Genomic DNA, 22629 nt, shown 5'->3' on the forward strand with positions numbered 1-22629 from the left:
AGATAATCCGATCAGCAAGATATATTACATTCAAACTTTGTAGCAGCTGCCCATATAAAGAGGAATTCTACGAAACCTTTGAAAACATAAGGCGACTCCCAAAGTTTGAATAGCAAAAACAGTGAACCTTGGCAATTTCAAAACGGGAAAAATAACCCAAAAACAACTATTACGGGATAAGTCTACCCTTTTTTAGGAACTTTTTCCTTTATATAGATTTTTAAAACTGATAAAACTCAATTTTGAGGGTCTAAATTCATTTTTTAGATCTTCATGAATAATTCAGGTTTAATTACCACCCCCGGTTTAAAAATGTTCCGCGCTGGTACGACCGGGATACTACCCATGCTATCGAAGGCGGGGATATTCTAGTACTATCGGACAAGGTCATAGCAATTGGCGTCAGTCAGCGGACGGAAGCAGTAGCAATAGAACAAACAGCTAAAAATCTATTTGCATCCGATGAATCCTTTGAAACCATATTGGCCTTCGACATTCCTAAAACACGGGCTTATATGCATCTGGATACAGTATTTACAATGGTAGACTATGATCAATTTACAATCTTTCATAAAATTGAATCTCCTTTGGATGTGTATAGCATTCGGAAAGGAAGCAGTGATCATCTGCAAATCACCTATGAAGCAGATGATTTATCAGCGATTCTTAAAAAATATCTTCACCTGCCAGCTGTCAATCTTATCCCCTGTGGCAACGGTGATCCCATAGCCGCGGGACGGGAGCAATGGAATGATGGAAGCAATACTCTGGCTATCTCTCCTGGTAAAGTTGTATGCTATAATCGAAACTATGTCACCAATGAAGCATTGCGGCAAAACAATATTGAGGTGTTGGAATTTGAATCCTACGAGCTTTCAAGAGGACGCGGCGGCCCGAGGTGCATGAGTATGCCTTTAGTACGAGAGAACCTTCACTAGAAATCACTTTTTTGTAACCAGCCTCCTTTTATTTGCATACTTTATAGTATCGAAAGATAAAGCATAAAGGCAAATCTTTTCATCATATAAAAGGAGGTAGTGATAGATGAGTGATAAAGCTGCAATGAAACCTGGCTTTGGCGTGTTTGGCGGAGATACTACTTTACTTTTCTTCTTCCTGCTGCTAGTAATATTATTTGGCGGAGGACTCTTTGGCCCAGGATGCACAACCGGTGGTTTCTGGAACAGTCCTAGCTTATTGTTCTTCTTCTTGCTGCTGGTGGTATTGTTTTGCGGACCATTCCTAGGCATTGGTACTGGACCACTTTGCTAAACATAAGAACAGTAGAATTGGGAATTCAATTCTCAATTCTATTACATAAGTCTGCATCTGCAGTTTATGTGTATAATCACCTTCTTTAGATGGATATGCAACAACCGGGATTTCTCCCGGTTGTTGTGCTTATTCTTTATTAATCAATGACTTTTCTCCCATTTCAACAAGCTTTTTTGTCATTTGTCCGCCTATTCTTCCCCCATAAAAGCCAATAATTCGAGAGGGCAGATTTCCCTTGTCGATGGATATGTCCCCTTCACTTCCAAACTCTTCCTTCATTCTATCGGCAGCTTCAATTGCTTTAGGATTGATCTTCATGTGCTCCATTCGACTTCACCTCACTTCGCAGAGCCACGCTCAATATTATTATTCTGCAAAGGATTTTTCTATATACCCGGTAATTTTAGGCCTTTGTCGCTTATAAATCCATGTTATTAATTGCTTAAAAACATATTATAGTGTTTTTTCCATAATATAATATTTTTGGCCGCCTTTTTCTAATTGATCACCCTTTGTACTAAAGCCAAATTTCTTATAATAATCTGCTTTATCTATTCTTGCATTACACCAGATCCGATTGACGCCCAGTCTTTTTGCCTCTTCAATCGTGTACATCAGTAATTTTGAGCCATAGCCCTTTCCCTGTTCACCATGCAGGGTTGCAAATTTTCGAAACTGAGCGCTATCCTTCTCTATAAAAAGAGAAATAACTGAGACAAGCTTGTCCTGAATAAAAAAACCATAGTGGAAGCCTCTTTCATCATCCTCTAACTTGATATAATCTAAATCCCTATCAGGCCATAAGACCCTATGTCTTATGATCCATGTATCTTCTTTGTTGATCTTCTTTATCTCTGTCATTCATATACCTCCTATGAAAAGTACTCATAAAATGAATTATGAGTAAAAACTATCCTTTTGACACCCCCCTTGCCCCTAATGCATATATATATACCGAAAAAGGGCAAGTCCCTATTCAAATGAAATTGCCTGTACACCGGATTCATTTCACTACAAAAGAACCTTAAAGCACAAAGGAAAACACTATCGTTTCCCCCTTAATAGACAAGAATCTGTTTTTTAGAAGCGGATTCTTGTCTTTATTTTAAAGCTGCATTAATTTTCAGGAAATCGCTTTAGATTCTTCCTGTCAAAGCTCCACTCCGGAGTTTTGAGCTGACCTTCAAAGTCAAGGGAATACCATGGACTGATCTGATCATCCATAGGATTTTTTAATACCTGAATCTCTTGGGCAGGCATGTAGCTTTGAGCCAGCAAAAAAATCTTTTTACCGGTTTGAAAATGTTCAGCCATATCCACAACAACCACCGCATGACCAGGACTGCCCCCTTGAATGAACACATCTCCGATCTTCATTGTATGCAGTTCTACAGGTTCAAGCTCTTTTGACAGGGATAGGGTGCCTGCATAAGCAAAAACCAGGTCCAGGTATTTTCTGAAATCCTGATAGGATTCCGAAGGTTCTGTTTTTTTACCCAGTAAGTTCGGTTGCCATCCAAGGCAATACGATATCCATTTTTCCAGTTCTGATAATCTACCGGAAAACCATTGGTCAGATGAAAAAGAATCTCCTTGTGGCGACCCTGCCCATACAAATATTCAGCCCGCAATCGCATAATGGCATCAGCACACTGCTGCAGATCCCTTTCTCCTACATCCATATCTACAACTGCATCATATACATTGCTCCGTTGTTTCAGCGTGCCATCATAATATTGAACCAATGAGCCATGGGGCTTTAAAGGTAAATTTCTCAGATAGGCCTCAAAGGAATTTTCTAAAACCGGAATTCTGCTATATCCCTCAGGGAGTTTAAACCGCTCTCTGATTCGCACACCTTCAGGTAAGATAAAATCAGCTTTCTCTTCTTTAGGAGAGCTATTTTCCGGCACAATTAGTTCTAGAGGTAAATCTTCAATCTTGTCTCCCTCCTTAGTCCACCTCTGATACAATCCTATACTCCCCAAAGCGAATAGCGCCAGCATAAAAATCAAAATTCTTCTTCTCATTTTCCTGCGGTCTCTTTATTGAAAGCCATTTTGGGCTGGTTGCAGGTTGGACATTTCCAGTCTTCCGGAAGCTCTTTAAATGGGGTGTTGGCGGGAATTTCATGGGTCCAATCGCCACGCTCAGGCTTATACACATAACTACAAACCGTACATCGGTAATGCTCCATATTCAAACCTCCCTTATTGGATAACAGCAGTCTCTATATCCTTCGCTGCTCCATAGTCCATAAGCAGTTTTTTTGCCTTCTCCACCCACTGGGCTATAGAATTTTGATCATCAAAGGCAACAATGCAAAAGAGTATTTCCTCTGTATCCATGGTAACCATGGCCCGCTCTGAGTCGGAGGTAGTGCTGCCAAACTTACCTAAAGCGTCCTCAAAAACAGGAATATGCTCAATGGAGATCTGGCCTCTGCCTATGCCGCTATAGGTTTCACCACTATCTCCAACGGTAAGTTTTAAAGGTGCTGTTATTTTTTTCAGATTGTATGTACATACTGGATGATAGGATTGCATTGATATAAGATTATTGATATCTACAATATTGTTAATTTGATAAAGGCCCTTATCCTTAATCACCCGTCTAAGCAGTGCCTCTGAAGATACTCTATACCGGGTTGGGTCTTGTCCCAGTTTTCTATATACAGTTCTTGCATCTTTAATGGCCTTAAGCTTTGCAATATCCTCAGAAACCATGGTACTGCTCAGCCGAACGCAGACCTCCTCTACTTCCTGCCAAAGCAGCGGTTCAAGTTCCTTCATGGTTATCTTCGCTTGAATACAGCCTAAGGTTAAGGTAGGGCAGGCTTCCCGCAATTTATCAGAAATACTTATGTCAATCATGTTCATTCTACTCCTTTGATCCATATTTTGCTTATCCTATTATATCAAAAAATAACATTTTTCTATAGCTTTACCAACAATCGATCCTTTAATCTTTTTACTTATTTTTATTTTGCATAAGTCTATCTCAAAGAAGCACCTTCAATCCAGTGCTGATGAATAAAATAATTTTCTGCGAACTAGGAAGGATTTTTATTCTCTATACATAATTATATAGCTATATCGGTTTAAGTCCTTTGTTTTTGCCAAAGGACCCCTGAAACAGTTAAGGAGTGGATCAATAATATGCTAAAGAAAATGATAGAAAAAGGCTTTGAAAAAGATAAAAATCTTAACTGCGCTGAGAAAATATTGTATGGCGCTAATGAAGCCTATCATCTCGGCTTGGATACTGCAAGCCTAAGGATGGCAGCCGGTTTTGGCGGCGGCATGGCTGTTGAGCGTACCTGCGGTGCTCTGACTGCTGCCGTAATGGTATTGAGTAAGTTATTCGTAGAAGATACTGCCCACAAAAGCAGTAAGATTAAAGCCCTTACAAAGGAACTCTTTGAGGATTATGAAAAAGTCATGGGAAATATCGACTGCAAAGGGCTTAAAAAAGACCACCGTTCCCTGTTTTCCGGCTGTGACAAAGTCATTATAAAGGCAGCTGAAATATTAGATAAAATTGTAGCAAGAGAACTAAAGCTGAACGAATAGCTAAAACTCCTGGGTTGAACTTGAACCCAGGAGTTTTAGCGTTTTAACAATCTTACAAACAACAACTATCCCTTGATGACACAGATAGTTTTCAGCTTTTTTACAGGATTGATCAAGTCTAGCTCCTGAGAGATTACAAAATCAATATCTTTATAAGCCCATCGACATTCATCAGCGACATCGGATTTTTTGGTTTTCCCTAATACGACACCCTGATGATTCAAATCTAAAATGGTTTTTTCTGCCGAGTACACCTGCCTGGCCTTGGATCGGGACATTCGCCTTCCTGCCCCATGGGAACAGCTTTGAAAGGTCTCTTCATTTCCTAAACCTTCAACAATATAAGAAAAACTGCCCATGGCACCGGGAATGATGCCTAACTCACCTTTCGCAGCACGAATCGCTCCTTTTCGATGAACCCAAACCAACTCTCCAAAGTGCGCTTCCTGAGCTGCATAGTTATGATGGGCATTCACTTCACTATGATAAGCAATATGGGGAAGCTTTTTTTCCAGCTTTCCTTTTACCACCTCTAGCATTTTCTGGCGATTCTCCCTTGCAAAATCAAGGGCTAAATTCATCCACTGGATATAGGCTTTCCCCTCAGGGGTTTCTGTTGGCAGATAAGCCAGATCAAAGGATCTTGGCACGGGCGAGTTCCATTCTTCATTTAAATCCTTTGCTTTCTGATTAAAATAGCTGGCAACCTTTAGTCCAAAATTGCGGCTGCCCGAGTGAATCATGATTCCCAGAAATCCTTTCTCATCCTCTTGAATCTCAATAAAATGATTTCCCCCGCCTAAAGTTCCCAACTGATAGTAGCCTCTATCTATCTCGGCTACAAGTTCCTTTGGCGATGGCCCCAAATGTTTTGCTGCCTCATCCAGTACGGGACTGCATTGCTTCTGCTTATGATGGGCAAAGCCAGTAGGAATATCCCGCATAATATCTCCAACTAACTGCTTGTATGTGTTCTCCCTGAGCTCCGACTTATGAATGTTTGTAGCTACAAAAGCCATTCCACAGCCGATGTCTACACCTACAGCATTAGGAATAATGGTATCCTTTAGCGCCACAACTCCCCCAATGGGCATCCCAAAGCCTTCATGGGTATCCGGCATCAGGCAAACCCAATGCTTCAAAAAAGGAAGCTGAGAAAGATTCATCGCCTGTTTCAAACAGCCTTCCTCGATTTGGCTATGATCCTGAAGCCAAATCTTAACGGGTTTATTCTGTTGATCTTTAGGTTCTATAACAAACATCAGCACTACCTCGCTTCAGTATCTGTATAAAGCTCATGCAAAGCATGAACTTTAATAGTCAGTTGGACATCTTTTTCTATTGGCGTATATGGATCACTTATGGATCCAGTGCCAATGAGAGCCTTCTTTCTTTTACTCCTTAAATCCTTTTCTAAAATATCTAAAGCATTGATTTTAATCTGCACCCTATCAAAGCATTCAATACCGTAGCATTGACTTCGTGAATCGCAATAAATACAGCCATGTTCCCATCCCCTATAAAGATTCATATTATAATGTGCGTTAAAACACTTCTTTGGCTCTTTTACCCGGGTAAGTATGTTTTTGGCGAAAATTTCCCTCTCCAAGTCTCCACCCCCAAGATTTCTAAAGAAAAGACCGGCTATTTTCCGGCCTTTAAATGATTCCTATTTTACAATCGTTATATTTCAATTCTTCTTTTCTACACGAATCAGGTTAGCCAGCTGTACGACCTCAGGAATATTTACGATATCCTTTAATGCCATTTGTACTTTCTGTTCAGTTGTCTCATGGGTAATAAATACTAAAGACACAGAAGGTTCTTCCCTTCCCTTTTGGATAACAGAGGATAGACTTACCTGATGACGGCCAAATTCTGTGGCAACTTTTCCAAAGACGCCGGGAATGTCCTTAACCAATAAACGAATATAGTATTCCGATTGGCTTTCTTCCATGCTAATGACTCTTTTTTCATTTTGATCAAAGCCATTTTCATAAAGACGCTTTTGCAAGTCCTTCTTTTTAATAATATTTATGAGATCCCCTAAGACTGCACTGCCTGTGGGCAGATCACCTGCGCCTCTACCGTAAAACATCAGATCTCCTACGGCGTTTCCTTTTACAAATACTGCGTTAAAGGCGTCTCCTACCGCTGCTAAAGGATGCTCCTGCGGTACAAAGGTGGGGTGAACCTTCAACTCAATTTTCCCGTCCTCTTCCTTAGCAATAGCTAACAACTTGATCACATAGCCCAATTCCCGCGCATACTCAATATCAATAGGGGTAATTTTTGTAATGCCTTCTCGATATACATCCTCAAAAGGAACATAGCTACCAAAAGCTAGCCTGGCCAAAATCGTCAGTTTATAAACTGCATCGTATCCCTCCACATCACTGGTCGGATCTGCTTCTGCATAACCTTTATCCTGTGCCTGCTTAAGTGCTGTCTCAAAATCCATATTTTCTGCTGTCATTTTGGTTAAAATGTAGTTGGTGGTACCATTAAGAATTCCCATGATATTATAAATTCGGTTGGCTGATAAACTTTCCTTAATTGCATGGATGATCGGTATGCCTCCAGCGACGCTAGCCTCATAATATAATTCAACCTGAGCTTTCTTTGCCGCAAGAATCAACTGATCCCCATGGGATGCAATTAACGCTTTGTTCGCTGTTACGATATGCTTTTTATTCTCAATGGCTTTCAGTATATACTCCTTTGCAGGTTCAATGCCACCCATTACCTCAACTACGATTTCAATGGTCGGGTCCTCAAGTATATCCTTTGGATTGTCGGTAAATATATCTGTATGTGTTATGCCTTCTCTTTTCTTTGTCATATTTTGAACAAGTATCTTTGCTACTTCTACCTCATAACCACAGTTTTTCTCAACAATTACTTTGTTATCTTGAAGAATCTTCCACACACCACTCCCTACTGTACCAAATCCTAATAATCCAATCTTTATCTTTTGCATTTTTTCCATCCCTCCGATTGCAACACTTCTATCTATTTTCTTCAAATTCTGAAAAGATTTATTTATCATTGTATATCTTTTTGACTTGTATTGCAATGGAAATCACGAAAATAATGCATATTTTGTTTTTATATAGTATACATGTGTATTCGAATTAAGTACATTCCTATGAACTGTTTTTATTAGCACATACTTTACTAAAGGTCTATGACTTAAGATTATATTTTAATCCATTAATCCTATTCGATCTCTTAATATCAAGCTATTGTCCTCAGCATTCATGAGCCATGGGATCAATCCATGAAATGTACCTCCCAGTTTTTTCTTTATCATAACATAAAAAACATGACAGCTGTTTGTCATGTTTTTTATAAAGAATTTATTTTTTTTATATTCTTTCCCTTTCTTCAAAATGGGTATGCAGCAGTCGGTGAGCCACTTCTCCAAAAGGTTCCCCTAAATATTCTTTATACAGCTTAAGTATTTCTGGATTTTCGTGTGACTTTCTTAATTTCTTATTTCTATCTTCTTGATAAATTGCTTCTTGTCGTTTTTTTACAATTTCATAGTTTCCATGATGGTAGGGTTGTCCTCCTCCAGCAATGCATCCGCCAGGACAGGCCATGATTTCAATAGCGTCATATTTGTCTTTTCCTTCCCGAATCTCCTCAAGAAGTTCTCTAGCATTACCCAAGCCGCTTGCAATCCCAATTCTTAAATCCTTATCCCCTACCCGGACTGTAGCTTTTTTAAAGCCATCCATGCCTCTTAGCTGTTCAAATTCAACATTTTTAAGTTCTTCCCCTGTCATCCATTCGTAGGCTGTACGTACAGCTGCCTCGATTACACCGCCTGTGGTTCCAAATATAACTGATGCCCCGGTAGTTTCGCCTAATGGTCTATCATACTCACTTTCAGGAAGGTTCACAAACTCTATTCCTGCTTCCTTAATCATAGCTCCCAATTCACGAGTAGTTACGACAATATCTACATTATTGTGTTCATCCTTTGTAAGCTCAGGTCGCTTGGCCTCTGCTTTTTTTGCTATACAGGGCATAATCGAAACCACCACGATATTATCTGGATCTATGCCATTCTTTTCCGCATAATAGGTCTTGGCGATCGTACCGAACATGATATGGGGAGACTTGCAGGTGGATGGCACCTCCAACAGTTCGGGGAACTGATGCTCAATAAATTTTACCCAGGCAGGACAGCAGCTGGTCAATATGGGCAGCGTCTTATTGTTTTGAATACGGTATATTAGCTCGGAGGCTTCTTCCATAATCGTCAGATCCGCACCAAAGTCCGTATCAAACACTGCATCAAAGCCCATACGTTTTAGAGCTGTTACCATCTTTCCTGTCACTATGGTTCCCGGCTCCATGCCGAAAAGCTCCCCTAAAGCCACTCGTATCGCAGGGGCCGTCTGAACAATCACATGCTTATCAGGATCATTTATAGCCTCCCATACCTTATCCACATGATAGGCTTCCGTAAGGGCTGCTGTAGGGCATACCTGTACACATTGACCGCAATAAGTACAAGAGGATTCTACCATAGGTATGTTAAAAGCCGGACCTACAAAGGCCTCAAATCCCCGTCCAATTCCAGAGAGGATTCCACAGGTCTGTACCTCATTGCACATGGTCTCACAGCGTCTGCAGTAAATGCATTTATTTGAATCTTTAACGATGGCATCACTGGACAGATCCTTAGGATAATCCATCCGTTCCCCTTCCCAACGGATTTCCCGTACATTTAACTCCTCTGCCAGGGACTGCAGCTCACACTCTAGATTTTTAGGGCAGGTAAAGCACTCATTGGGATGGTTGGATAAAAGCAGCTCCACAGCCATTCTTCTTGCAGTTATCGCACGAATTGTATCGGTTCGCACTGCCATACCCTCATGAGCTTTTGTTACGCAGGCAGGCACCAGTCTGTTTCTGTTTCCCGATGCATCTACCAGTTCCACCATACAGACTCTACAGGAGGCGGTTTGATTAACCATTTTTATATCATGCAAGTCTAAATGGCACAATGTTGGTATTTTAACACCTGCCTCGTGGGCTGCCTCCACAACTGTAATCCCCTCCGGTACCTTTAACTCCTGATCATTTATCCTTATGTGGATCATTTTCTTATCTTCATGTTTTTTTTCATTTCCAGCCATATTTTCACCTCGCTTATTTTAAGATTTCATTCCGATCTTATTTTTAGGCGTATATCTTCCTTCTCCTTGTGGATGGCCTTCATCCTTGATAAAGGCTAAATACTCATCCCAGAAATGCTTCATGGTACTGATCACCGGATTGGGAGCTGTTTGACATAGTCCGCATAGAGAGCTGTCCTTCACCATATATGCTAATTGTTTTAATGCATCTAAATCGGCCATCCTAGCTTTTCCGCTGGTAATTTTGTGAAGCATTTCATAGAGACGTTTTGTACCAATACGCCCTGTATTGCAACGTCCACAGGCCTCGTCCATGGTAAATTCGAGATAGAATTTGGCGATATTGACCATGTTGTCGTCCTCATCCATGATAATCATCCCACCGGAGCCCATCATGGAGCCCCGCTCCAATAGACTGTCATAATCAATTGGCGTATCCAGCCCCTCTTCTGTAATTACACCGCCTGATGGGCCGCCTGTTTGTACAGCTTTAAATCTCTTTCCTTTTGGAATACCCCCGCCGATTTCAAAAATAATCTCCCGAAGGGTAATTCCCATAGGCACCTCTACTAAGCCCACGTTATTAATTTTGCCTGCAAGGGCAAATACCTTTGTTCCCTTGCTCTTTTCCGTTCCCATGGAGGCAAACCATTCTGGGCCCCTGTTGATAATAGGAGGAATATTTGCAAAGGTCTCTACATTATTTACACAGGTAGGATGCCCCCAGTAGCCCTCTTCAGCAGGATAAGGCGGTTTATAATTTGGTTCCCCCCGTTTCCCCTCACAGGAATTGATCAAAGCGGTTTCTTCCCCGCATACAAAAGCCCCTGCGCCATATTTTAAATCTATATCAAAGCTAAAATCAGTACCAAAAATATTTTTCCCAAGCAATCCAAGCTCTCTAGCCTGCTTAATAGCAGTGTTCAGTCGGGATATGGCAAGGGGATATTCTGCACGGATATAAATAATACCCTTGTCCGCTCCAATAGCGTAGGCGCCGATGGCCATTGCCTCCAAAACACTGTGGGGATCACCTTCCAAAATGCTCCGATCCATAAAAGCACCTGGATCTCCTTCATCGGCATTGCAAATGATAAACTTTACATCACTTTCATTTTTTTTAGTGATTTCCCACTTTAGTCCAGTTGGAAATCCACCGCCGCCTCTGCCGCGAAGTCCTGATTTTTTTACGATATCTATCACCTGGTCTTGTGTCATTTCTGTGATGGCTTTGCCCAGAGCTTCGTATCCGCCTAGCGCAACATATTCATATATATCCTCCGGGTTAATCAATCCACAGTTTCTAAGGGCTACCCTTACCTGCTTTTTATAAAAAGGCATGTCCTCCTGCTTATTGACCTTTTCTTTTTCCACAGGCTCCTCATATAGCAATCGTTCCACCCTTCTGCCTTTTACAATGTGCTCATCTACAATATCTTTAGCATCTTTAGGTCCAACCTTTACATAAAACACATTGTCAGGCTCAATTTTCACAATCGGCCCCTGTTCACAGAATCCAAAGCAGCCAGTTCTGATCACTTGCACTTCATCAGCATATCCGCGGGCTTTAATGATTACTTCTAGATTCTTCATCACCTTGTCACTCTCAGTAGCTAGACAGCCGGTCCCCCCGCAGACCATAATATTTGTTCTTGTTTTCGCCATGACTAACCTCCTTTACGATATTAAGCTTTCTTTTGAGATTACACTGCTAGGCAGCCTAAATACTGAATACGAAAATCTTTTCCCTCAAATTAAGCTCTTTCGAAATCAATTTCTAGTTCCAATCGTGCAACTGGTGTTCCGCCTTTTATATGCTTCTCCACAATCTCATGAACCTTATTTGCCTTAACTTTTCCGTATAACACCGGCTTATGTCCCGGTACATTTACTTGTACTGTAGGCTCTGAATGACAGTACCCGATACACCCTACCGGCACTACTTTTACATTATCTATCTTTTCTTTTTTCAACTCCTCGACAAAGGCATTAAGAGTTTCTCTAGCCCCCGATGAGATTCCGCAGGTTGCCATTCCAATCAATATCTCAATTCTATCACCTGTTACTTCACCATGGTCCCGCAAGCTTACTTTTTCCTGATGCTCTTCTCTGATCTTGCGCAGCTCTTCCAATGATTTTATCTTCATTCTAAGACCTCCTAACCGCGATATGCCTTAATAATATCGTCGATATCCTCTTCCTTTACCCGTCCATATACTTTGTCACCGACTGTTACTACAGGAGCCAGACCACATGCCCCAATACAGCGAACATCTTTTAGTGTAAAGAGTCCATCCTCTGTAATTTCGTTTGATTCCACTCCCAGCTTTTCTTTAAGCTTTTCAATCACTTTGTCTGCTCCCCGAACAAAGCAGGCAGTTCCCATGCAGACGCTTAAGGTGTGCTTTCCACCGGGCTTGGTTGTAAAATAGGAATAAAAGCTCACAACCCCATAAACCTCTGCTCCCGGAATACCCAACTTCCTTGCAACATAGAGCTGTACATCCCGTGGAAGATATCCGAAAATATCCTGGGCTTTGTGGAGAATCTCAATCAAGGCTCCTTTGGTCGTTTCCATGTTATCGATAAAGGCTTCCAGTTCGTCAAATTTTTCCGACGGCAAATCTTCAACAATGGGTTTCGTTACACTAATTGTTTGTGGTTTTGTCATTTTTTCACCATCCCTTCCATTTTATTAAGGAATTTACATCTACTTTAATATTACCTATTCACAACAGATTTAAAACTACTTCATTGGTTTTTTCAGCAATAAAATAAAGATTCCCACAACTGAGCTATCAGTTATAGGAATCTTAATAATGAAATGCATTAAAATATAGGCATAATCAAATATGGGATCTCTTCTACAATGTTCATAATACCTAGTAATTATCTTTGAACACTCTGAACAGATTTATAGCGGACGCTTTTTATTTGAGAAACAGAATAAATGAGCAAACCTGCCCATATAAACCCGAAGCTGATAAAATGAGTAGTTGTGAACTGTTCTTTAAACACGAATACCCCTAGCACGAGGCTGATGGAGGGGGAAATGTACTGCAAAAATCCCATGCTGGATAAAGGGATCCTCCTGGCTGCCCTTGCAAACCACAACAATGGCAATGCGGTTGCTACACCCGATCCAATGAGCAGTAAGGTTGTAATCCTAGTGACGCTGCCTAAGGCTCCGATTCCAGCAATTTGTCTAAATAATATATATCCTAGGGTCATAGGCATTAGTATAGCTGTTTCGATGGCTAATCCCACAGTAGAGCCTACGGGTATCATTTTTTTCATTAATCCATATAGACCAAAGGATACTGCCAAGTTTAATGAAATCCAGGGAAACTGTCCATACTGAATGGTGATAATCAGAACACCTGCTGCTGCCAGAATCAAAGATATTATTTGATAACCGCTTAGCTTTTCTTTAAGAACCAGTACCCCCAGAAGCACGACGACTAAAGGATTCATATAATAGCCCATACTTGCCTCGACCACATGATTTGTATTGATGGCCCATATGTATAATCCCCAGTTCACGCTGATCAGTACGGTTGCGTAAACAATACGCATAATACTTGTCCTATCATAAAAAACCTCTTTGCACTTATGTATCGTTCCTTCAAAATATACAATAGCAGCCACAAATAGAAAGGACCAAAGAATACGATGGGCCAAAATTTCCATTGGAGGAATTTCGCTGAGCTGTTTCCAATACAACGGCAGAAAACCCCATAGCGTATATGCTGCTATGCCATAAGCAAAGCCTATGGCTGTAGAATCTCTCATTTTTTCATCGCTACTCATTATTACATCCCCCCATCTCTTGGAAATAGAGATTTTATTCTGATTATAGCACTTATTAAATGCTAAAATAAGCCCCAATTATAAAAACTATTGATTTGAATATTGTTTCCATTGATAAAAGTCAAGAGAGGAATCCTCGCTTGACTTCTCAAAGCAGCGTAAAATCTCTATTTAGCTGGAGTTTTTTATCCCTGTATTTTTAAACCCGGTTGATTTGCTTACTCCTGTGCTCCAAAAACCGACACTACCTGCTGTAACTGAGTAAACTGATTTTTATCCCATTTCAAGGTCGTTTCTACATATCCTAATGAATCAGCGTTATATCTGCCCGCAATTCTCTGGTAAGCAAGCAGTTCATATACACCGTTAGCATCAAAGTCAACGGGATAAAGTCCGCTCAATGGATTTACCCATCCTTGTATTGGCTGCCTTAGTCTTCCATTCCTATTATATATTTCGCTTAAATACTGTCTGCCTCTTTGAGAAATATCAATAATATACTTTTGCCTCGTTGTACGATCGATTACATCTACCTTATAATAATCTTTGTAAATCACATCATACTGGTAGGCTTCGTTAAAAGCATTGTAATCAAAAATCAACTTAGGCTTATTCGTTGCGTAGGAATAAATATAATAATACATAGTTCCCCCACTGCCGCCGGATGCAATGCTAATCATAATATCCTGTACCCCATTTCCTGTAAAATCCCCTAAGAATAAGGCAGGATTATAGCCTGCATTTGATTGAAGCGGGATACGGGTAAATTGTCCTGTCGCCCCATCCTGAATAACCAATGTGATATCTTGTACAAATGGACTTTCCTGGGTTCTTATCCCTGTCAGATAGATATTATCAGGGACTCGGTCCCCATTCACATCCCCTCTCGCCATGGATACAACCAAAGGATTATTGTGGTTTTGACTGGCATATAAATGATACATTCTATTTCCCCCCATCATTACGCTTTACGGTATATTATTATAATATGAGGGCATAAATTTATTGTTACGATTCCTGTAGGCTTCATATTAAGGTTCAGTAGTATTTACAAAAAAATGCGGCAGAATTGGAAACTTCTCCGCCGCTTAATCATTATTCCGCCTTGGCGCCCGTTGCACCATGACTTTTCATTATTTTCTTCATTCCATCGGTTGCTTCCACAGTACCATCTGGCATTACCCATATCATTTCTACATCTTCCAAACTTTCAACAAGTCTCTTACTCTGATCCAGCGGCAGCAAGAAAGCTTCTGTAGAAAGAAAATCAGCAACTCCTGAGTCTTTAGCTACCACTGTCACAGCACGATAATACTCTCCAGGCATAAGGGTTTTAGGGTCGATCAAGTGGTGGATCGGCTTCCCATCAACGATATAATACCGCTGATAGTCTCCACTGCTTACGACCGATGCGTTGTTAATAAACACTGTATCCAGCAGATTCTGTTCATCGGTGACAATTAGCTTGTCTGGATTCTGTATGCCGATTCCCCACCGTTCACGGACACCATCAAGGGGCTTCCCAAGTACCCTTATATTGCCTCCTGCACTAATGATACCGGATGTAAAGCCTTCTGCCATAATTTCTCGGGCTACAAGCTCCGTAGCATACCCCTTCGCAATAGCACCCACGTTCAGTTTCATTCGGGGATCCTCTAAATACACTGTATTGTTTTGTGTATCCACAATGATCTTGTTGATATCTGTATGCTTTGCTGCCTCTTGTAGCACTTTCATAGGCGGCAACTCGGCATTTTCCGGGTCATCCATCCCCGCTTCACGGTATTCATGCCATATTTCTAACACGGCACCCATTGCGATATTGGTATTTCCGTTTGTTTTTTTGTACCAATCCTTTGCAAAAAGGATCAGGTCTATGATTTCCCGATCTACCTTTACAGGTTGTATTCCTGCATTGTCATTGATAGTTTTCACATTATTGATGCCTTCATAATTGTTATAGATGTCATAGTATCGATGAAGTTCTTGAAATCTACTATGAATCTTTTCAACATAAGCCTGAAACTCCTGCTCTGTTTCAGTATACCCAACTACCTGCGTTAAGGTATCGAAGGTATCATAAAAGCTGTCATTAAACTTACTATATTCCTTTTCCGCTACAGTCCCGCAGCCTGAAAAGAATAGCATCACCAACAGCAGCATTGCCAATTTGCCTGTTATCCGTTTCATTTACATCACCCTTTTTATCATAACAAAAGATTTAGCTACGCACAAGAAGCCCCATTACACAAAACTCCCTCACCTAAGGTGAGGGAGCCGTTAATTGCTTTAATAATTATTTTGCATTTGCAAATGCTTCAGCAACCGCTTCGATATAATGCTCAACGCTTATAGTTACGAGAGAAGTAAGCTCAGGAACATCCGGTACTGCCGGATGTGCAGCATCCTTTTCTACTGTCTTCATGGCTTTAATTTCATCTACAGTTTTTCCTACCATCCATTTGCTTAATTCAGCAATTTGCTGATACCACTCTTTTTGGATGCTGGAAGCCTTGATCATGCCATAGGCATCGCCAAGCTCAACCTTTGTTTTGAATTCACCCTTCTTGTCAGTAGTAATCTTGCCTTCTTTATCAAAATTAATCTTTGTCTGTGCATTGTCAATTAATGTGCCTACTACTTTACCATCCTTATCGAAGGCAGCAGCTGCCATTACTGTATCCACTTGTGCAAGCGGCAGAGTCTCTTTTCCATCCTTATTGCTATAGCCTTTGGACTTGCTGACATCGATGTTGTGACCAAGACCTAATGAAACTGCTCCGCCTTGAACTTCAACAGCAGTGTTATATGCTTCTTCTACAGCAGCAATGTAATCTCCAACACTTACTGTTACAAGAGATGCAAGTTCAGGAACATCTGGTGCTGATTCAACGGTCTTCATGGCTTTGATTTCATCTACAGTCTTGCCAATCATCCATTTTTCAAGCTCAGCAATTTGCTGATACCACTCTTTTTGGATTTTGGAAGCCTTAGCCATTCCATATGCATCGCCAAGCTCAACCTTTGTTTTGTTCTCAGCCTTTAGATCAGAAGTAATCTGAAGTTCCTTATCAAAATTTACTCTTGTCTGTGCACTATCAATCGTTACCTTAACAACCTTGCCATCCTTATCAAAAGCAACAGCAGCAATGATTGTGTCTACTTGACCAAGCGGTAATACATCTCCATTAAGATCTTTTGATTTTTCGATAGAAGTAATATGTCCTAATCCCATCTTCACGATACCTGTATCATCAGATGGAGCTGGTGCTGGAGCTGGTGCAGGCGCTGGCTCTGGTGTAGCCGCAGGTGCCGGTGATGAACAACCTACTAGCAAGGCAAACGTTAACATAAGTACAAGTAAAATTGACAATCTTTTTTTCATGTTTCCCCCTCCATTGTTGTTTAGATTCTCTAACCATTTTAAATATACCATATTGTCCATTAGTTGACAATATTACATAGAAAAAAATGCTATTCTGGTATTATTTGTAGATAATATACATTATTCAACATGCATTTGATAAGGTCATATTTTTTTTACCCCTTCCAACAGCTAAATAATCATTGGTTTTACATATTCTAAAAAAAGCCTGAGGATTGACCCCTTCTAACGGATATAGCATGTTCCGGCAAAGAATTTACTCAATAAACAAAAAAATGCAGAGAAAGTAGAATTTCTATGGTCTTATATAGTATACTGGTTAAAGATATGGAAATTAAGGGGGAATGAATATGAGATTATTTATTTGTGCAGACATTGAGGGAACTACCGGAATAGCTCATTGGGATGAAACAGATAAGCCTAAGGCTGACTATGAACCATTTGCTGCTCAAATGACAAGAGAAGTAAATGCGGCCTGTACTGGGGCATTAGAGGCTGGATTTAAAGAAATCACCGTTAAGGATGCCCATGACTCCGCTAGAAATATTGATTTTTCTCAGCTGCCGGAAAATGTACGATTAATACGGGATTGGGCTAGAAATCCGCTGAGTATGATGGCCGGTATTGACGAAGGATTTGACGCCTGTGTATTTACCGGATTTCATGTAGGTGCTCACTCAGCTGGAAATCCTCTGGCTCATACAATGAATCTCAATATCTATTCATTAAAAATTAATGGCTTAGAGGCTAGCGAACTTCATCTGAATGCATATACTGCTGCTTATCACGGAGTTCCCTTGGTTTGTGTAACGGGGGATGCAGCAGTTTGTGAAGAAGCTAAAAAAATAAACCCGCATATAAAGACAGTCCCCGTAATAGAGGGAATAGGAGATGCATCCATATCCATCCATCCCAATTTAGCATTGCAAAAAATCCAGAAGAATGTGGAATCTGCACTGAAAGAGGATTTGAGCAAATATGCAATCCAAATCCCTGAAAATTTCGAGATTGAAATAAGCTTTAAACAACACCATTCGGCCTACCATGCATCCCATTACCCTGGAGTAGAGCGGCTTGATGCAACAACCGTAAGGTTTAGGACAAATGATTATTATGAAGTATTAAGAACCTTTTATTATATCCGCTAAGGCTGCATCAAAAAAGATGATCTTTGATTAAATATCTTAATCTAAGATCATCTTTTTCTAGGCAAATTCATGGTAGATACTGATATATACAATAACCCCATCTTCAACCTCAAAGGTTATATAGTTATAGGCATCATCTTGGAACCTATACCCACGATTATTTGCATCTTCTCTCCCATCAGGTATGGGTATTAACTCAGGATATTTTGCTGACAGGTCCTCCAGGGAATCCCCAACTTTAATTCCCCGTATAGTCTGATATTTTGAATCATCGGTTTCCATACTCAAGATATAGAATCTTGTGCCGTTATCTTTTGGTGAGAAGAGCTTTATGGCCAACCCTGAAAACTGAATTTCTTTCATATATGAACCTGCAAATGTATCACTTTCCGCTCCAAGCCGGTACAAATCTTCTTGTTCTGCCTTTCCCAGAATGTCTTCTAAGTCTGCCTCGTCATCCCAATCCATAAGAGAAATTTGTTTACCCTCTACGGTGATAGAAAACTCTTTCATCCTATTGTTCTCTTCAATATTTGAACTATTTTCCTTCTCTCCCTTGCCATTTTCAAGAACTACTTTACTGCTATCTGAACTGCCTTTATTTGAATCCAGTTCTTGCGGTTTTTGACAGCCTATCATTGTTAATAAGCTAATGGCCAAAATAATGGTTGCTTTATTTTTCAAGTTCTTCCCTCTTTCTTGTATCGTTTACAGATCTAATCCCTCTGCCTAAAATTTTCTTAAGATTTTCATCTTTTAGCTTATATATCCTAGGCTTCTCTACCTCAAAAACTAAGTTTCCTCCTCCCATTCTTAAACGCTGTTATCCTGTATTGTTCAATCTACAATATTAATATTACCAAAATAACCCATCTTGTGGCAAGTAGTATTCTTCTGCATAAACCAATAATCCATCCTTTAACAGTCCGGCGATTCCTTTTGCAATCATACCGCTGCCGGAACAGTAGTCCAGCACTTTATCTCGTTGCTGAATCCCTAAGGATTTAACGAAATCAGAGATGCCTTCCGGAAGGTTTTTGCCAATCACCCAGGATATTAAATACATGCTCATGGGTATACCATGCATTTTATGATACAGACTTACAAAAAGATTGATCTGCTGACAGAGCCAGTTCTACAACGCCTCTTAGACAATTCAATATTTCAAGATTATCCTTCAAGCTCAGGCCATCTACAGTTAATGTTGGTTTTTTGGTGCAGCCATCTACCGCCCCTGACTGAACAATCGTTTTTAAGAGTCTTATTTCTGCTTCCTGATCATGCAGCAGCATTCTTCTTGCCTTTATAGAAAGTGCAGCTGCCAGGGCATGGCCACCCCAATTGGATACCCCTGCCAAAATCAGAATGTCCGTTGCAAAAACTGCACATACTTGATCTCCTTTATAAACAGTACGGATTACTTGAGACCTTATTTTTCCCATGCCTACCTCGTTTCCTCCGTCTCCAACGGCGATGGTTGGAATTCTTTGCTGTTTGGCCTGCTCAAATAGAATATCCGTATTGGGTACTAAATCACTTAAATCTTCACCTCTCATGGAGTAGCACTTTCCATCCGCTGCTCTTCCGGGTCTTTCTATGGCAACGATGTGGGAGGGCCGATATTTCTTGAGTATCTGTTTTGACATATCCAACTCCTCCCCATGGCTGATAATCTCTACAGGTGTTTTCATTCCCTTGACCTTCAAAGCCTGATGCAGCAGACTGGACGAGTAGCAGTCCGTAATCAAAACCGTTTCTTTTCCCAACTGTTCTAAAGCGCTGGCTAAGGCTACTGCTCCAATAGGACCATCGGTTTCTCCTGCCATGGCCTGACGGATTGCGAATCCGGTAACGATAAAGATCCTGCTCCCATTGAAAAGCTCTGCTGCGGCTTCTTCCAGTTGTCCCATTAACCGGACATGCTCTATACCCCTTTGGTTCAGGTTTTTTCTGATGATTTCTTCTAATTGATGAAAGAATCTCTCTTCCATATCTTCAGCTCCTTATCTAATAAAAAATAAAAACAAAAAACCCAGAATAACAAAGCGTTATCTGGGTCTTATTTACAGTTGTATATAGAGGCAAATCCACATACGAGTAAACAAAACGTATATGTATTTTTAATATCTACTCATAGGTGTCAACTTAATCCAATTATTTCCAAATAAACCTTAGAAGCATGTCATTCTGAGCGTTAGCGAAGAATCTTATAAAACATAAGCAAGATTACTTTTGATTATCAGAATATATCATCTAGCTTAAAGATCCTTCGACTCCGTTTTACTCCGCTCAGGATGACAAATTATGGGTTAAGTTGACGCCTATGAATATCTACTATTAGTATAGTAGATTCTTCAGCTGGTTTCAATTACTTTTTTAGCATCATATATTTATTTCGGGCATCCTTCACTGCGGCGATTACTGCCTTTTGAGCAATGCCATGAAATCTGTCCTTGATTTCTTCTACAATTTGATCTATATCTTCTATCAAATTGTAATCAATCAACATCGATTTAATAAAATCTGCTGTTACGTCCCTAACCATATTGCAGGTTAGATCAACGATTTTTCCGTTTTCTCTTTCTAGTATAATGCCGATAAAAAACATATCAAACATAGCAGAAATAGGATCATTACTGCTGATCTTTGCTGTTCCTATCACATAGATTGTATTTTTTGCATAGATCAAATAGATTCAACCCCCTTCCCTAATCAATCATAACATCACAGCGAAAAAAAGAAAAGCTCTCCCATCAGTAAAAAAGCGAAGGATTGCTGCTACTAGCCCTTTTTTATTCATATAACCTACCCTTGGCAAGTTAATAGATTGTTTCGAGCTGCTGCTTTAAAAACATATCTCGAATGATTAGACACGATTTGGTTAAACTAAAATTATCGAAAGGAGGTTGATGCCAATGACCGTTCAAGGCGATTTGCAAAAGGCAGTCGCATCCTGTGAATCTGCAAAGGGAACTTATGCTGTGATGGCAGAGTCAACGGAGGATCAGCAGGTAAAGCAAATGTTCAAAAGTATGAAATCAGACATGGAAAAACATATCCAGTTTCTGAATAATCGATTAAGCTATCTCAATGAGAATAGTCAGTTGAATCAAATGAATAAATAAATTAAGAGGCGGAATCCCATACCGCCTTTTATCATATCCTTTATTCATAACCGTTCCCTTGGAATCTGTTGCTGCAAACTTTCCATCGAAGGACTAGTACAAGTCTTCTTTTATGCTAATCATTGGAACATTCTATTCTTTATAGATTTCACTATTCCACCGTTTTAATATTTTTTGCCGATTGACTCCAGCCCATTCATGGTCATAATTAACTACATTTAGTTCCGAGAGAGGAAAGGCTTCTGCTGGCGAAAGGGCCTCTCTATTGGTTAGCAAATGGTAGTTTCCTACTTGTTTTCCCAGCTCCTGGGCCTGTTTTGTCAGTACCCAATCAATGAATCTCTCTGCCTCTTCCTTTTCAGGGCCATTGTGAATCATGGCTACAGCACCGATTTCATAACCCGTTCCCTCTTTGGGAAAGGAGATTACAATTTGATTAAAGCCTTCTTTAAAAAACTTCACAGCATCATGGGCAAATAGAATTGCAACCCCCATATCCCCCATTCCCACCAATCTCCCGGAAGTACTTCCGGAGGTGGTATACCAGCCAATCTGCCCATGCAACTTGCTTAGATATTCAAAGGCTGCCTCTTCGCCATACAGTTGAATCAGCGTTGCTAAGATGGTATAACCTGTGCCCGATGTGTTAGGATTTGGCATGGCAATCATCCATTTTAGTTCCGACTGGAGCAGCTCCTCCCATGATTTTGGAACAGATAGTCCATTTTGCTGCAGCCACAGCCGATTGCTGACAATGGCAAGGGGGCCTGCATAGATTCCTGTCCAGTAACCCTCTTCGTCTTTAAAAATATCGTCGATTTGCTGTCTATTTGGGGATAAATAAGGTGCCAATAAGCCTTCCTGTTTAGCCTGGATAAAGGTGTCTACGGGTCCCCCAAACCAGATGCTCGCCCGGGGCGCATCCTTCTCTCTTTGCAGCCGGTGCAAAATTTCCCCCGCAGACAATCTTACATATTTCACTTTAATCCCTGTCTCTTTTTCAAAGGCCTCAATGGCTTTAATGGCATGATCTTCATATAAGCCTGCATAAACATGAAGCATCTTTGGCTCATTTACTGATGTACAGCCAACCAAAACAGCTATCATCAGAATCGTTGATAGAATTATCGAAACGTATTTTTTACCCATATCCATTTTCCT

At 40.4% G+C, this 22629-nt stretch carries 25 protein-coding genes and 2 pseudogenes; 5 read left to right on the forward strand and 22 right to left on the reverse strand.

What is annotated here, in order from left to right; all coding sequences use genetic code 11:
• Nucleotides 1-299 precede the first annotated feature (299 nt).
• A pseudogene (locus BUB56_RS03355) lies at nucleotides 300-938 on the forward strand (arginine deiminase); the annotation flags it as partial.
• A gap of 106 nt (nucleotides 939-1044) precedes the next feature.
• Nucleotides 1045-1272 carry a hypothetical protein gene (locus tag BUB56_RS03360; RefSeq protein WP_207650388.1) on the forward strand — a complete coding sequence of 76 codons (228 nt, stop codon included), beginning with the start codon at nucleotides 1045-1047 and terminating at the stop codon, nucleotides 1270-1272.
• Between the two features lie 129 nt (nucleotides 1273-1401).
• Here the strand turns inward: BUB56_RS03360 and BUB56_RS03365 are convergent, their stop codons facing one another.
• The 5 genes and pseudogenes from BUB56_RS03365 to BUB56_RS03385 all read right to left on the reverse strand — a co-directional run bounded on the left by BUB56_RS03365 (nucleotide 1402) and on the right by BUB56_RS03385 (nucleotide 4148).
• Complete coding sequence (locus BUB56_RS03365; RefSeq protein ID WP_110939975.1) at nucleotides 1402-1602, reverse strand: small, acid-soluble spore protein, alpha/beta type; 201 nt, start codon at nucleotides 1600-1602, stop codon at nucleotides 1402-1404.
• Nucleotides 1603-1728: 126 nt separating this feature from the next.
• Nucleotides 1729-2136: a GNAT family N-acetyltransferase gene (locus BUB56_RS03370; RefSeq protein WP_110939976.1), complete on the reverse strand. Its 408-nt coding sequence runs from the start codon at nucleotides 2134-2136 to the stop codon at nucleotides 1729-1731.
• Between the two features lie 255 nt (nucleotides 2137-2391).
• Nucleotides 2392-3305, reverse strand: a pseudogene (locus BUB56_RS19775) (DUF4846 domain-containing protein).
• On the reverse strand, nucleotides 3302-3472 hold the full coding sequence (locus BUB56_RS03380) for a rubredoxin (RefSeq protein WP_110939977.1): 171 nt from the start codon (nucleotides 3470-3472) through the stop codon (nucleotides 3302-3304). Before BUB56_RS03380 ends, BUB56_RS19775 begins: the two are co-directional and overlap by 4 nt.
• A 13-nt stretch (nucleotides 3473-3485) precedes the next feature.
• Nucleotides 3486-4148 (reverse strand): B3/B4 domain-containing protein, encoded by a 663-nt coding sequence (locus BUB56_RS03385; protein ID WP_110939978.1) that lies wholly within the window; start codon nucleotides 4146-4148, stop codon nucleotides 3486-3488.
• A gap of 285 nt (nucleotides 4149-4433) precedes the next feature.
• Here BUB56_RS03385 and BUB56_RS03390 point away from each other — a divergent pair, with 285 nt between their 5' ends.
• Nucleotides 4434-4847 carry a C-GCAxxG-C-C family (seleno)protein gene (locus BUB56_RS03390; RefSeq protein ID WP_110939979.1) on the forward strand — a complete coding sequence of 138 codons (414 nt, stop codon included), beginning with the start codon at nucleotides 4434-4436 and terminating at the stop codon, nucleotides 4845-4847.
• A 65-nt stretch (nucleotides 4848-4912) separates the two neighbouring features.
• Here the strand turns inward: BUB56_RS03390 and BUB56_RS03395 are convergent, their stop codons facing one another.
• From BUB56_RS03395 to BUB56_RS03450, 11 genes are all read right to left on the reverse strand, one after another.
• Nucleotides 4913-6109: an RtcB family protein gene (locus tag BUB56_RS03395; protein WP_110939980.1), complete on the reverse strand. Its 1197-nt coding sequence runs from the start codon at nucleotides 6107-6109 to the stop codon at nucleotides 4913-4915.
• A 5-nt stretch (nucleotides 6110-6114) separates the two neighbouring features.
• Nucleotides 6115-6456 (reverse strand): radical SAM family protein, encoded by a 342-nt coding sequence (locus tag BUB56_RS03400; RefSeq protein WP_110939981.1) that lies wholly within the window; start codon nucleotides 6454-6456, stop codon nucleotides 6115-6117.
• 81 nt (nucleotides 6457-6537) lie between these two features.
• Nucleotides 6538-7827, reverse strand: coding sequence for a homoserine dehydrogenase (locus BUB56_RS03405; protein ID WP_110940054.1), 1290 nt, complete (start codon nucleotides 7825-7827; stop codon nucleotides 6538-6540).
• Nucleotides 7828-8215: 388 nt separating this feature from the next.
• Nucleotides 8216-10000, reverse strand: a complete 1785-nt coding sequence (locus tag BUB56_RS03415; RefSeq protein ID WP_110939983.1) for an NADH-dependent [FeFe] hydrogenase, group A6 — start codon at nucleotides 9998-10000, stop codon at nucleotides 8216-8218.
• Nucleotides 10001-10018: 18 nt separating this feature from the next.
• The gene (locus tag BUB56_RS03420; protein WP_110939984.1) at nucleotides 10019-11665 is read right to left on the reverse strand and encodes a NuoF family protein; all 1647 of its coding nucleotides are present in this window, start codon (nucleotides 11663-11665) and stop codon (nucleotides 10019-10021) included.
• A gap of 89 nt (nucleotides 11666-11754) precedes the next feature.
• Nucleotides 11755-12147, reverse strand: coding sequence for a (2Fe-2S) ferredoxin domain-containing protein (locus tag BUB56_RS03425; RefSeq protein WP_110939985.1), 393 nt, complete (start codon nucleotides 12145-12147; stop codon nucleotides 11755-11757).
• Between the two features lie 11 nt (nucleotides 12148-12158).
• On the reverse strand, nucleotides 12159-12671 hold the full coding sequence (locus BUB56_RS03430; protein WP_110939986.1) for an NADH-quinone oxidoreductase subunit NuoE family protein: 513 nt from the start codon (nucleotides 12669-12671) through the stop codon (nucleotides 12159-12161).
• A gap of 218 nt (nucleotides 12672-12889) precedes the next feature.
• Nucleotides 12890-13810, reverse strand: coding sequence for an EamA family transporter RarD (gene rarD / locus BUB56_RS03435; RefSeq protein WP_242946207.1), 921 nt, complete (start codon nucleotides 13808-13810; stop codon nucleotides 12890-12892).
• A 218-nt stretch (nucleotides 13811-14028) separates the two neighbouring features.
• Nucleotides 14029-14754 carry a spore coat protein gene (locus BUB56_RS03440; RefSeq protein ID WP_110939987.1) on the reverse strand — a complete coding sequence of 242 codons (726 nt, stop codon included), beginning with the start codon at nucleotides 14752-14754 and terminating at the stop codon, nucleotides 14029-14031.
• Between the two features lie 151 nt (nucleotides 14755-14905).
• Nucleotides 14906-16000 (reverse strand): FAD:protein FMN transferase, encoded by a 1095-nt coding sequence (locus BUB56_RS03445; protein ID WP_110939988.1) that lies wholly within the window; start codon nucleotides 15998-16000, stop codon nucleotides 14906-14908.
• A 106-nt stretch (nucleotides 16001-16106) separates the two neighbouring features.
• Nucleotides 16107-17195, reverse strand: coding sequence for a hypothetical protein (locus BUB56_RS03450; RefSeq protein ID WP_110939989.1), 1089 nt, complete (start codon nucleotides 17193-17195; stop codon nucleotides 16107-16109).
• Between the two features lie 350 nt (nucleotides 17196-17545).
• Here BUB56_RS03450 and BUB56_RS03455 point away from each other — a divergent pair, with 350 nt between their 5' ends.
• Complete coding sequence (locus BUB56_RS03455) at nucleotides 17546-18343, forward strand: M55 family metallopeptidase (protein WP_110939990.1); 798 nt, start codon at nucleotides 17546-17548, stop codon at nucleotides 18341-18343.
• A 57-nt stretch (nucleotides 18344-18400) separates the two neighbouring features.
• Here the strand turns inward: BUB56_RS03455 and BUB56_RS03460 are convergent, their stop codons facing one another.
• The 5 genes from BUB56_RS03460 to BUB56_RS03475 form a co-directional block, all read right to left on the reverse strand.
• The gene (locus BUB56_RS03460) at nucleotides 18401-19027 is read right to left on the reverse strand and encodes a hypothetical protein (protein ID WP_110939991.1); all 627 of its coding nucleotides are present in this window, start codon (nucleotides 19025-19027) and stop codon (nucleotides 18401-18403) included.
• Nucleotides 19017-19154 (reverse strand): hypothetical protein, encoded by a 138-nt coding sequence (locus BUB56_RS19300; RefSeq protein WP_190014135.1) that lies wholly within the window; start codon nucleotides 19152-19154, stop codon nucleotides 19017-19019. Before BUB56_RS19300 ends, BUB56_RS03460 begins: the two co-directional genes overlap by 11 nt.
• A gap of 45 nt (nucleotides 19155-19199) precedes the next feature.
• Entirely contained in the window at nucleotides 19200-19415 is a 216-nt protein-coding gene (locus BUB56_RS19305; RefSeq protein ID WP_190014137.1) for a hypothetical protein, read from the reverse strand.
• 16 nt (nucleotides 19416-19431) lie between these two features.
• Complete coding sequence (locus BUB56_RS03470; RefSeq protein ID WP_110939992.1) at nucleotides 19432-20334, reverse strand: DUF4392 domain-containing protein; 903 nt, start codon at nucleotides 20332-20334, stop codon at nucleotides 19432-19434.
• A gap of 377 nt (nucleotides 20335-20711) precedes the next feature.
• Nucleotides 20712-21032: a DUF3870 domain-containing protein gene (locus BUB56_RS03475; protein WP_190014139.1), complete on the reverse strand. Its 321-nt coding sequence runs from the start codon at nucleotides 21030-21032 to the stop codon at nucleotides 20712-20714.
• Nucleotides 21033-21258: 226 nt separating this feature from the next.
• Here BUB56_RS03475 and BUB56_RS03480 point away from each other — a divergent pair, with 226 nt between their 5' ends.
• Nucleotides 21259-21468, forward strand: coding sequence for a DUF1657 domain-containing protein (locus BUB56_RS03480; protein ID WP_110939994.1), 210 nt, complete (start codon nucleotides 21259-21261; stop codon nucleotides 21466-21468).
• A gap of 132 nt (nucleotides 21469-21600) precedes the next feature.
• On the opposite strand, the gene BUB56_RS03485 is transcribed toward BUB56_RS03480, so the two are convergent.
• The gene (locus tag BUB56_RS03485) at nucleotides 21601-22617 is read right to left on the reverse strand and encodes an ABC transporter substrate-binding protein (RefSeq protein WP_110939995.1); all 1017 of its coding nucleotides are present in this window, start codon (nucleotides 22615-22617) and stop codon (nucleotides 21601-21603) included.
• Nucleotides 22618-22629: the final 12 nt, after the last annotated feature.

The organism is Geosporobacter subterraneus DSM 17957 (assembly GCF_900142145.1).
In the GTDB taxonomy this organism is placed as follows: domain Bacteria; phylum Bacillota; class Clostridia; order Peptostreptococcales; family Thermotaleaceae; genus Geosporobacter; species Geosporobacter subterraneus.

Coding starts and splice junctions, on each gene's coding strand:
- BUB56_RS03360 (WP_207650388.1), top strand. CDS start 1,045: ATGAGTGATAAAGCTGCAATGAAACCTGGCTTTGGCGTGTTTGGCGGA.
- BUB56_RS03365 (WP_110939975.1), bottom strand. CDS start 1,602: ATGGAGCACATGAAGATCAATCCTAAAGCAATTGAAGCTGCCGATAGA.
- BUB56_RS03370 (WP_110939976.1), bottom strand. CDS start 2,136: ATGACAGAGATAAAGAAGATCAACAAAGAAGATACATGGATCATAAGA.
- BUB56_RS03380 (WP_110939977.1), bottom strand. CDS start 3,472: ATGGAGCATTACCGATGTACGGTTTGTAGTTATGTGTATAAGCCTGAG.
- BUB56_RS03385 (WP_110939978.1), bottom strand. CDS start 4,148: ATGATTGACATAAGTATTTCTGATAAATTGCGGGAAGCCTGCCCTACC.
- BUB56_RS03390 (WP_110939979.1), top strand. CDS start 4,434: ATGCTAAAGAAAATGATAGAAAAAGGCTTTGAAAAAGATAAAAATCTT.
- BUB56_RS03395 (WP_110939980.1), bottom strand. CDS start 6,109: ATGTTTGTTATAGAACCTAAAGATCAACAGAATAAACCCGTTAAGATT.
- BUB56_RS03405 (WP_110940054.1), bottom strand. CDS start 7,827: ATGCAAAAGATAAAGATTGGATTATTAGGATTTGGTACAGTAGGGAGT.
- BUB56_RS03415 (WP_110939983.1), bottom strand. CDS start 10,000: ATGGCTGGAAATGAAAAAAAACATGAAGATAAGAAAATGATCCACATA.
- BUB56_RS03420 (WP_110939984.1), bottom strand. CDS start 11,665: ATGGCGAAAACAAGAACAAATATTATGGTCTGCGGGGGGACCGGCTGT.
- BUB56_RS03425 (WP_110939985.1), bottom strand. CDS start 12,147: ATGAAGATAAAATCATTGGAAGAGCTGCGCAAGATCAGAGAAGAGCAT.
- BUB56_RS03430 (WP_110939986.1), bottom strand. CDS start 12,671: ATGACAAAACCACAAACAATTAGTGTAACGAAACCCATTGTTGAAGAT.
- rarD (WP_242946207.1), bottom strand. CDS start 13,810: ATGAGTAGCGATGAAAAAATGAGAGATTCTACAGCCATAGGCTTTGCT.
- BUB56_RS03440 (WP_110939987.1), bottom strand. CDS start 14,754: ATGTATCATTTATATGCCAGTCAAAACCACAATAATCCTTTGGTTGTA.
- BUB56_RS03445 (WP_110939988.1), bottom strand. CDS start 16,000: ATGAAACGGATAACAGGCAAATTGGCAATGCTGCTGTTGGTGATGCTA.
- BUB56_RS03450 (WP_110939989.1), bottom strand. CDS start 17,195: ATGAAAAAAAGATTGTCAATTTTACTTGTACTTATGTTAACGTTTGCC.
- BUB56_RS03455 (WP_110939990.1), top strand. CDS start 17,546: ATGAGATTATTTATTTGTGCAGACATTGAGGGAACTACCGGAATAGCT.
- BUB56_RS19300 (WP_190014135.1), bottom strand. CDS start 19,154: ATGGGAGGAGGAAACTTAGTTTTTGAGGTAGAGAAGCCTAGGATATAT.
- BUB56_RS19305 (WP_190014137.1), bottom strand. CDS start 19,415: ATGAGCATGTATTTAATATCCTGGGTGATTGGCAAAAACCTTCCGGAA.
- BUB56_RS03470 (WP_110939992.1), bottom strand. CDS start 20,334: ATGGAAGAGAGATTCTTTCATCAATTAGAAGAAATCATCAGAAAAAAC.
- BUB56_RS03480 (WP_110939994.1), top strand. CDS start 21,259: ATGACCGTTCAAGGCGATTTGCAAAAGGCAGTCGCATCCTGTGAATCT.
- BUB56_RS03485 (WP_110939995.1), bottom strand. CDS start 22,617: ATGGGTAAAAAATACGTTTCGATAATTCTATCAACGATTCTGATGATA.